Origin of the sequence: Streptomyces tricolor (assembly GCF_002155905.1) — a bacterium.
In the GTDB taxonomy this organism is placed as follows: domain Bacteria; phylum Actinomycetota; class Actinomycetes; order Streptomycetales; family Streptomycetaceae; genus Streptomyces; species Streptomyces tricolor.
The window spans coordinates 1-8,846 of the sequence record NZ_MUMF01000504.1 but is presented as its reverse complement, the minus strand read 5'-3'; the positions used below and the strand labels follow the sequence as shown (position 1 = coordinate 8,846).

The 8,846-nt window shown below is 72.4% G+C and carries 10 protein-coding genes and 1 pseudogene; 3 read left to right on the top strand and 8 right to left on the bottom strand.

Translation table 11 applies throughout. The annotated features are described in order from the left end of the window. The coding region (locus tag CCN44_RS31625; protein ID WP_143650077.1) for a DUF4135 domain-containing protein at positions 1 to 955 on the bottom strand (955 nt) is incomplete at its 3' end. Positions 956 to 1,046: 91 nt separating this feature from the next. Further along, complete coding sequence (locus tag CCN44_RS45225; protein ID WP_167404049.1) at positions 1,047 to 1,202, bottom strand: hypothetical protein; 156 nt, start codon at positions 1,200 to 1,202, stop codon at positions 1,047 to 1,049. A gap of 732 nt (positions 1,203 to 1,934) precedes the next feature. On the opposite strand from CCN44_RS45225, the pseudogene CCN44_RS31620 reads away from it, so the two are divergent. After that, a pseudogene (locus tag CCN44_RS31620) lies at positions 1,935 to 2,228 on the top strand (IS701 family transposase); the annotation flags it as partial. A 162-nt stretch (positions 2,229 to 2,390) separates the two neighbouring features. Here CCN44_RS31620 and CCN44_RS31615 read toward each other — a convergent pair. Together CCN44_RS31615 and CCN44_RS31610 are read right to left on the bottom strand one after the other, a co-directional pair. After that, positions 2,391 to 2,690: a cupin domain-containing protein gene (locus CCN44_RS31615; protein ID WP_059247323.1), complete on the bottom strand. Its 300-nt coding sequence runs from the start codon at positions 2,688 to 2,690 to the stop codon at positions 2,391 to 2,393. A gap of 132 nt (positions 2,691 to 2,822) precedes the next feature. Further along, positions 2,823 to 3,530 (bottom strand): NAD(P)-dependent oxidoreductase, encoded by a 708-nt coding sequence (locus tag CCN44_RS31610; RefSeq protein WP_086701509.1) that lies wholly within the window; start codon positions 3,528 to 3,530, stop codon positions 2,823 to 2,825. 117 nt (positions 3,531 to 3,647) lie between these two features. Between CCN44_RS31610 and CCN44_RS31605 the strand changes: the two genes are divergently transcribed. Further along, positions 3,648 to 4,364, top strand: coding sequence for a TetR/AcrR family transcriptional regulator (locus CCN44_RS31605; RefSeq protein ID WP_223284003.1), 717 nt, complete (start codon positions 3,648 to 3,650; stop codon positions 4,362 to 4,364). A gap of 70 nt (positions 4,365 to 4,434) precedes the next feature. Here CCN44_RS31605 and CCN44_RS31600 read toward each other — a convergent pair whose 3' ends face one another. From CCN44_RS31600 to CCN44_RS31585, 4 genes are all read right to left on the bottom strand, one after another. After that, complete coding sequence (locus CCN44_RS31600; RefSeq protein WP_086701503.1) at positions 4,435 to 5,250, bottom strand: SAM-dependent methyltransferase; 816 nt, start codon at positions 5,248 to 5,250, stop codon at positions 4,435 to 4,437. A gap of 201 nt (positions 5,251 to 5,451) precedes the next feature. Further along, the gene (locus CCN44_RS31595; RefSeq protein ID WP_086701500.1) at positions 5,452 to 6,651 is read right to left on the bottom strand and encodes a glycoside hydrolase family 64 protein; all 1,200 of its coding nucleotides are present in this window, start codon (positions 6,649 to 6,651) and stop codon (positions 5,452 to 5,454) included. Positions 6,652 to 6,816: 165 nt separating this feature from the next. Further along, positions 6,817 to 7,572, bottom strand: a complete 756-nt coding sequence (locus CCN44_RS31590; protein ID WP_059247318.1) for a dienelactone hydrolase family protein — start codon at positions 7,570 to 7,572, stop codon at positions 6,817 to 6,819. Between the two features lie 113 nt (positions 7,573 to 7,685). Then, on the bottom strand, positions 7,686 to 8,306 hold the full coding sequence (locus tag CCN44_RS31585; protein WP_059247317.1) for an L-threonylcarbamoyladenylate synthase: 621 nt from the start codon (positions 8,304 to 8,306) through the stop codon (positions 7,686 to 7,688). Between the two features lie 112 nt (positions 8,307 to 8,418). On the opposite strand from CCN44_RS31585, the gene CCN44_RS31580 reads away from it, so the two are divergent. Beyond that, the coding region (locus tag CCN44_RS31580) for a MarR family winged helix-turn-helix transcriptional regulator (protein ID WP_086701498.1) at positions 8,419 to 8,846 on the top strand (428 nt) is incomplete at its 3' end.

The window sequence follows — 8,846 nt, the reverse complement described above, 5'->3', positions numbered from 1 at the left end:
CCAGGAGGTTGCCCTCGCCGAGGTCGGCGATGCCGAAGCGGAACGCGGCGGCGGCGAGGGAGCCCGCCCGGTGCCAGAACCGTTCCGCCTGACGGCGGCCGAGGCGGGTGCCGTACAACCGCCGGTCGGACGCCAAGCGGATCACCCCCCACTGCGCCGGCGGCTCGATCCACTCCTGCCAGGTGTACTCGCGTCCGTCCGGGCCGGTGCCCGGCGTGCAGCGCAGCACGGGCAGACGGACGGGACCGGACGCGGGCGGCAGGCTGTTGAGGAGGGCGAACACGGACGTGTCCGGGGTGAGGAACAGCACCTCACCACCTGCGGGGCGTGGCTTGTAGGCGATGCTGCCGCCGCCGCTCAGGCGCACTCGCAGCACCCGGCGCCGGCCGTTGTGGGTCTCGCCGTCCTGGGCTTCGATGCACGTCACCGGCAACCGTAGCGAAGGCCGGTCGAAGAAGGAGGTGCCGGCGGGCGGGGCGCCGCAGGTGCCGGTGTCCCGGGACAGGCGTTCCAGGAATGGCTCCAGAAATCCCGTCCAGCGGGCGCACTCCTCCTCGGCCGGGTAGGGGGCACCCGCGGCGCAGGCGGTGAACGCCTCGCTCACCAGCGGCCCGAACAGCGCGCCCTGGGTGACGTCGAGGACGCCCGGTGCGAGCAGCCCGGGGGTGCGGGCGGTCGTGCGGCGGCACCAAGCGTCGAGGGCGTCCAGCAGCGTGCCGAGCGGGCCGAAGCGGGGTGTGGCGAGCGCCGCCGCCAGCAGTTCGGCGTCCTTCTCACCGGACGGGAAGCGGTCGTGGGTGAGCAAGTCGTCCTCGACCGGTCGCAGCACCGGCGGGAACAAGGGGCCGGCGGTGCCCGCCCGTACGGCCTCGATCACCTTGCGGACGGCAGGACTGTGCGCCGGGGCACTGCCCCGACCGGTCGGCGCGACGGACTCCCACAGCACCTCGGTCATGGCGTCCTTCCTGCGTGGTGCCGTCCCGCTGCCGGCGGGACGGCACCCGGTTGCCGTGCCGGGGCGGCCTGTTGCGTGGCCGCGGCCGGTGTCAGATGCAGTAGACGCGGCTACAGGTGCCGGGCGTCGCCGCGGAGCGAGCCGGGATCTCCTGCTCCAGCTCGCCGATGACGAGGTCGAGCTCCTCCTCGGCGGAGGCGACGGCTTCGGTGCGGGACTGGCCTTCGTGGGCGGTGGCCTGGTTCACGGTGGTCCTCCTGGATCGTCGAGGGACACTCGGTGATGCCGCGACAACCCGGCCGAGCTTAGGCAGCCGAAGACGCGGTAAAAAGGGGCGAGGGCGATGACTTCTCGCCAATTACCCACCGTCCGGAAAGGGCGGACCAAGTTCCGCTCCGCTGACAGCGGCTGACACATGAGGTGGATCGATCCGGCTGCCCTGTCCCGGGTGGCCGTTGAGCGTCCGGTCTGGTGCAGGGACGTCGCCGTGGCTCGTGTCGGATGAGCTGGAGGACCGCGGCCGGCTCGGCGTCGGACGCTTCTGCGTGGGCGGCCCGCTCCAGCTGCACGAACGCCCCTGACTCCGGCCGCCTGCACGCCACCGCCTTGCGTCCGCGGGCCCTGCCCGGGGCACGACCGTCCCGGTCCCGGTCAGACGGTGCCGACCGGGACCGGTCGCCCGTAGGTTCCAGGCGGACGAGGATGCCCTTCGACGTGGACTGTTCACTCATGGCGGTGACGCTGCCGAGCGGTACCAGGACGAGGTGAACCGGGCCTTGCCCGCCTCCACGACGGCCTTTGTCCGAGCATCGACCGCATCGCCACCGTCACCAGGACCGACCCACGCCCGCGGGCGCCGTCCTCCTGGTCGCCACCGGCCGCCGTCGGTGTGCACTGCGTCCGCGTCGCGACACCGACGACGGCGTCCGGTTCTGGTGGCAGTACGCCGCCGGCGCCGGACAGCCCGCCGCCTGCTGCCGAGGAGATCTCCTACTACATCGCCTCCTGCCCGGCCGACACCACACTGGACGAACTCATGCGCATCGCGGGCAGCCGCTGGGCTGTTGAGGAATGCTTCCAGACCGCCCAGCAGGAGTGCGGCCTGGACGACTACGAGGTCCGCCGCCATCCCGGCCGGCACCGCCACATGACCTTGGCGATGGCCGCCCACGCATGCCTCACCGTCCTGCGGGCCCGCCAGCTGGACGCGGAGCAAGCAGAGACGGATCCTCCCAGCTCATCCACCTCAGCCTCGCCGGGAGCCGACGGCTGATCACCCGCCTCACCGGCCGCTGTCCCACCCCGATCGGCCACGTCCTGCACCGGTCGGCCTGGCGCCGCCGACGCCGACACCAAGCCCGCGTCAGCCACTGCGAACGAAGCGGACGCAGCCCCTGAGAACTGCCCGGCACTCAGCACAGACACCGTTGCAGTACTAGACCTGTCCGACGATGACGAGCGTGCCCCGGCTGCCCGCGCGCACGGCGTGCTCCACCCCCGCCGCGACGACGTACATCTGCCCGGCGCGTACGTCCACGTCGGTGCCGCCGGCGTGCAGCCGCAGCGTGCCGTCCAGGACCAGCAGGGCTTCCGCCGTGTCGTGGGATTCGGGGGCCAGGGGCCGTCCGTCCATCCGGAGCACCTTCACCCCCGCGCCCCCGGCCCGCCCGAGCAGGTGAGAACTCCAGGCGTCCGGCAGCCTCGCGGCCGTGCTCCGTACGTCGACAAGGGTCATGGCGTGCCTCCTTGCGGGCCGCCGCGCCGGGGGCCGGAGCCGCCGGGGACGCCCGCGATCGTGATCAAGGGATGCGGTGACGTTACGGCAGGGCGGCGCGCTGTTGGTCGACCGTAAGGCAAAAAACGGGGCTCAGTAGCCGATGGTGAACCGGCGTTGGACGAAGCGGGGCAGCTCCGCCTCGTCGATCAGGGCCACGGCCGCGTCCTCCACCGAGATGCGGCTGCGGCCGTCGGCGTCCAGGACCGGCTGGTCGCCGCCGAGCCGGAAGCGACCCGTGCGCTCGCCGGGGGCGATCTCCTCGGCGGGGCTCAAGTAGGTCCACAGCCGGTTCGAGGTGCGCAGCACGTCGAGGGCGTCCCGGTGACCGCGCACCGCCGACGCGTACGCGCGGGGCAGGCCGAGCCGGTCGAGGGCGGCGTGCAGCAGCTCGTCCGAATCGGCGCGCACCACTCCCGGTTCGATCTCCAGGCTGCCGGCGCCGCCGATCACGATGAGCCGGGTCCGCGGGTGGCTCTCCAGGGCCTTCAGCAGGGCCCGGGCCGCCGTGGCGTACACGGTCGGGTCGGCGATCGACCGCCGTACGGTGTCCGCGAAGTCGCTGGCCGCGTTGCCCGGCTGGAAACCGCTGATGAGCACGTCGAGGCCGGGCAGGGCACCGGCGATGCTGCGGGCGTCGAGGACGTCGACGTCCGCCCAGACGATGTTCTCCCGGCGCTCCTCGCGCCGTGCCCGTGCCGCGTCACGACTGAACGCCCTGACGTGGTGGCCCCGGTCGAGGGCCTCGGCGACGACGCGGCTGCCGATGGTTCCCGTGGCCCCGATGACTCCGATGTGCATGGTTCTCCCCTGAGCAGGCGGACAGGGACGCCACCGATTCGGTGACGCCGTGCGGAAACTATACGCCGTGAAGTTTTTGCGCAGGGGGCAGTAAGTGGACGCTGTAGAGTGGGCGTTGTGACGGTGACAGGCGGCAGGGGACGGCGCGAGCGGCTACGAGCCGAGACGACGGCCGAGATCAAGAAAGTGGCACTGGCGTTGATGGCCGAGGGCGGGCCGGACGCCATCACCTTGCGGGCCATCGCCCGCGAGATGGGCATGACCGCCAACGCCATCTACGGCTACTTCCCGACCCGGGACGACCTGGTCACCACGCTCATCAACGACGTGTACACGGCTCTGGCAGACGCCGTGGACACCGCCTGGGACGCCTCCTCCGGCTCCGGTCCCGCCGTGCGCATCGCGGCCTGGGCCGGCGCCTTCCGGAGCTGGGCCCTGGCCAACCCCCAGGGTTTCCGGCTGATCTACGGCGATCCCGTCCCCGGCTACCGGGCTCCGGAAGGGGGTCCCGCCCCCGACGCGGCCCGGCGGGTCTGCACCGGGCTGACCGCGCTGGCGGACGCCGCCTGGCCGCACGCCCGGCACCTCTACCGGGACAGCGCCTTCGACTGGTCCGACTTCGACCCCGGGCTCCTCGGCAAGGTGCGCCCCGCCTTCCCCGACCTGCCGCCGGCCGCCGTCGCCCTCGCCCTGCGCATCTGGGGGCGTCTGCACGGCCTGGTGTCACTGGAGATCTACGGCCATCTGCGCACCCAGACCACCAGCCCGGAGAAGCTCTTCGAGGAGGAGATCGCCCAGCTCACCCAGGCGCTGGGCGTCCCGCGCCGGCGCTGAACGGACCGGCCCCGCGGGGGTGTTCCGCCGAGCGCCGGCACCGGGAGTGATCGTCGCTGCCGGGCAGCGGTCACGGCTTGCGTGCCAGGCCCCCGTGCTCGGCGACGATCTCCGGGGCGGGTGAACCGGGATCCGGGCGCCACCGGGTGACCGGCACGACGCCGGGTTCGATCAGTTCCAGGCCGTCGAAGAACGAGGTGATCGCCTCGACGGTGCGCAGGTTGTACGGGACGGCCCCGCTGTTGTTGTACGCCTCCTGGGCCTGCTCGAAGACCGGGTCGATGCCGAGCGACCCGTCGTTGACGGCGAGGTAACTGCCCGATGGCAGCGCGCCCATGAGCCGGTCCACGATGGAGCGGGCCTGGCCGTGGTCGGCCACGTGGCCCAGGATGTTGCTCAGGATGAGGGCGGTGGGCCGGGTGAGGTCCAGTGTCTCGGCGGCGACGGCGAGGATGCGGTCCGGGTCCGTCACATCGGCGTCGATGTAGGCGGTGGCGCCCGCGGCGGAGGAGTAGAGCAGGGCCCGGGCGTGGGCGAGCACCATCGGGTCGTTGTCGACGTAGACGATCCGTGCCTCGGGGGCGAGCCGCTGGGCCACCTCGTGGGTGTTCTCGGCGGTCGGCAGACCGGTGCCGATGTCCAGGAACTGCCGGATGCCCGCCTCGCGGACGAGGTAGGAGATGGTGCGGCGCAGGAAGGCACGGCTGCTCCGGGCGATGGTGACGATGCCCGGGAAGACGGCGGTGTACGCGTCGCCCGCCTCCTCGTCGACCGGGTAGTTGTCCTTGCCGCCGAGCCAGTAGTTCCAGATGCGGGCCGAGTGCGGCACCGACGTGTCGATGTGCTGGTGCGTGGCCGGCTCGGGCGTCGTGGCCGGATCGGTCATGGGTCGTGTCCTTCTTTCAGCCGAGGCATGGATCAGCCAGGACACAACCTACGTCGAACACCCCCCGGCCACCTCCTGGTTCACGCCCGCGCGCCGACGGGGACCGGCTGCGCCGTGGGCGGCACGGCCCCGGCGGCCGGCTGAGCGCCCGGCACCGGAGCGGTCCCGCACCCGTTCCCCCGGGTGCGGGACCGCGTCAGGTCAGCTCAGCGGGTCCAGCGTCAGATACGCCTGCTGCGGGCTGCCGTCGTGCACCAGGGACTCCTGGTTGCCGACGTCGTCGAAGGCGAAGGCGTACGCCTTGCCGTCGGCCATCTGCGCGTGGATCGCCCGCGCGTAGTGGTTGGTCACCGCGTCCCGGTAGAAGTTCGCCGTCGTGGTGTCCGGCTGGTTGGGGTTCACCAGCAGCGTCGACCGGTTGAAACCGGCGCACAGCGTACGGGAGATGGGCCCGCGGACATTGTCGTTGGGTGCGTCCAGCAGCTTGTGGCAGCCGAAGACACTGGCCGCGTCGGGCTTCTGGAAGCTGGTGACGACCGCGCCGGAGGAGTTGGTGAAGTTCATGACGTTCCCGGAGACCCGGCCGTAGTACTTGGTGTTCGGCTGGTCCGCGAACGGCGTGACGGTCAGGGTCGAGGTCGTGTACTTCTGCCAGACCCGGTTGATGTAGTCGTCCATCGCGTTCGCCGGCAGCGCGCCGGTCTCCACGCCGTACAGCGGGGACAGCGCGCGCAGCACGGTGCCGTCGGAACGGGTCTGGACCAGGCCCGCCCAGCCGCCCGGCTGTCCGCGCAGCGCGTTGAAGACACCGGTCCAGCCGCCGGGCTTCAGATGCCCGGTGGTGCTCACGCTGCCGTCGGCGCGTTGCACCCCGACCGCGTACGGCGCCGAGAACATGTCCACCTGGGTGCTGTTGAGCCACAGTCCGGAGTCGTTGAGCGTGTACTCCGACCAGTTGAAGAGGATGTTCCGGTTGGGGTCGGAGGGGTTCTGCACGGCCGGCTGCACCAGCCCGCCGGTCGCCAGTCTGAAGTCCAGCTTCTGGCCGTAGGAGAAATAGATCCGGCCGGAGAACTTCGGGATGCGGATCGTCTTCGACTGGCCGGCGGCCGGGCCGGGTATCGCCGCGTCCGGCGCGGGTGTCGGCGGGTTGCCGCCCGCAGGCCAGGCGTGGAAGACGCCGTTCGCGTCGGCCCAGCCCTGCCGTCCCGACGACAGCTCGGTGCCGAGGTCGTAGAGGTAGACCGGCTCGGAGCGGCCCGAGTTGTTGGTGATCTTCAGGGGGATGGTGTCGGGGACGGCGGCATCGGCGCGGTCCGGTGCGCCGAGGGCGAGCAGTCCGCCGAGCAGCGCCGTGGCGGCGGCCAGGGGCAGCACGCGGCGTGTGAGCCTGTGAGGCACTCTCCACCTCCGTGTGGGGTCGGGGTCGTACGGAAATTGGTCCGTACCTGTTTGAGAGCGCTCTCAGCCTCATACTGGAGATGAGTTCATGTCAATGACATGGACAGGATCGGCCCGGCGCCCGCCGGCCGGCGCCCGCCGGCCGGCGGGCGCCGGGGCCCTGCGTCAGAACGCCCGCTTGAGCAGGTCGAGCAGCGCGGCCCAGTGCCGCTCGTCGGCGTCCCGGTCGTAGGCCGGGGTGTCGGCCTGGGTGTAGCCGTGGCGGGCGCCGGCGTACACCTCGCAGGTGTGCCGGACTCCCGCGGCGGTCAGGGCGTCCGCGAAGCGCGCGATCTGCTCCGGGGGCAGCGAGGGGTCGTCGTCCGCGTGCCCGAAGTACAGCTCCGCGGTGATGCGCGGGGCCTCCAGGTGCGGGCTGTCCGGGTCGTCGGTGGCCAGTCGCCCGCCGTGGAAGCCGGCCGCCGCCGCGACCCGGTCCGGGTGGGCGCCCGCGGTCCACAGCGCGAGCCGGGCCCCCATGCAGTAGCCGGTCAGCGCGACGGGGCCGGCGACCGTGAGCGGGCTGTCGGCCAGCCACCGCAGGTAGGCGTCCGCGTCCCGCTTGACCTGCTCCGGCGTCAGCCCGGACACGATCGGGCCGAGCCGCTCCCAGAGGGTGGGGTCCGCGCCCGGGTCGATGAACTCGGGCAGGTCCAGGACCGGCGCCCGGCCCAGGCGGTGGAAGACGTTCGGCAGCAGTACCGTGTATCCCGCGCCGGCGAGCCGGTCGGCCATCGACCGCAGGTACGGCCGCGGGCCGTAGGCGTCCTGATAGAAGAGGACCGCCGGACGGGGGCGGTCGTCGGCCGGGTGGACGAGGTAGGCGTCGGCGACGCCGTCCTCGGTGGGGATGTCGACGGCGGTCGCCCGGACATCGGTCATGGTGAGCAAGCCCTCCCTCGGGAACGGGCGGCGGGCGGCGGGTGCCCGCCCGGCGCCGTGGCTACGGCCCATGCTGTCACGCGCCCCGCGGGCCGCCGCACCCGGCGGCCCGGTCACTCGAAGCGGCTGGTGTCCCCGGCGCCCCGCCGCACGATCTCCGCCTCCCCGGCGGAGAAGTCGACCACCGTCGTCGGCTCGGTGCCGCAGTCCCCGGAGTCGACCACCGCGTCCACCACGTGGTCGAGCCGGTCCTTGATCTCCCAGCCCTGGGTCATCGGCTCCTCCTCGTCCGGCAGCAGCAGCGTGCTGGACACCAGCGGCTCGCCCAGCTCCGCCAGCAGCGCCTGGGTGACCACGTGGTCGGGGATGCGCACGCCGACGGTCTTCTTCTTCGGGTGCTGCAGCATGCGCGGCACTTCGCGGGTGGCCGGCAGGATGAACGTGTAGCTGCCCGGCGTCGACGCCTTCACGGCCCGGAACACGTCGTTGTCCACCCGGACGAACTGGCCGAGCTGCGCGAAGTCCCGGCACATCAGGGTGAAGTGGTGCCGGTCGTCCAGCCGGCGGATGGAGCGGATCCGGTCCATGCCGTCCCGGCTGCCCAGCCGGCAGCCGAGCGCGTAGCAGGAGTCGGTCGGATATGCGATGAGCGCCCCCGAGCGGACCGCGTCGGCGACCTGGCCGATGCTGCGGGGCTGCGGGTTGTCGGGGTGCACGTCGAAGTACTTCGCCATCCGCCGAGCTTATGCCGTCGCGCGGCGCCGGGCGCGCAGCCGCGGCGCCGCCGGACACCTATGTCCTCATACCTGTTTGACATAGGTATGAGGAGATACCTACCTTGGGGTCATGCCCGGATCCAGCGCCTCCCAGCGGGACGTCGACAGCGTCGCCTCGGCGCTCGCCGACGCCCTGCCCGCGCTGCACCGGGCCCTGGACCGGCTGGTCGCCCGCGACTACGCCCACCCCAAGCCGCCCGAGGGCCGGCTCAACCTGCTGCGCCACGTCGCCGAGCACCCGGGCGCCACGGTGCGGGAGGCCGCCGAGGCGCTGCTGATGAAGCCCAACAACGTCAGCGCGCTGGTCTCCCAGCTCACCGAGGAGGGCCTGCTGGAACGCCGGCAGGACAGCGCCGACAAGCGTGTCGCCCGCCTGTACCCGACGGCGGTCGCCCGGCGGCGCCTCGGCGAGGTGCGCGCGTTGCAGGTCTCCCATCTCACCGAGGCCCTGCTGTCGCTGACCGAGGGCGAGATGGACGCCCTCGGCTCGGCCCTCGG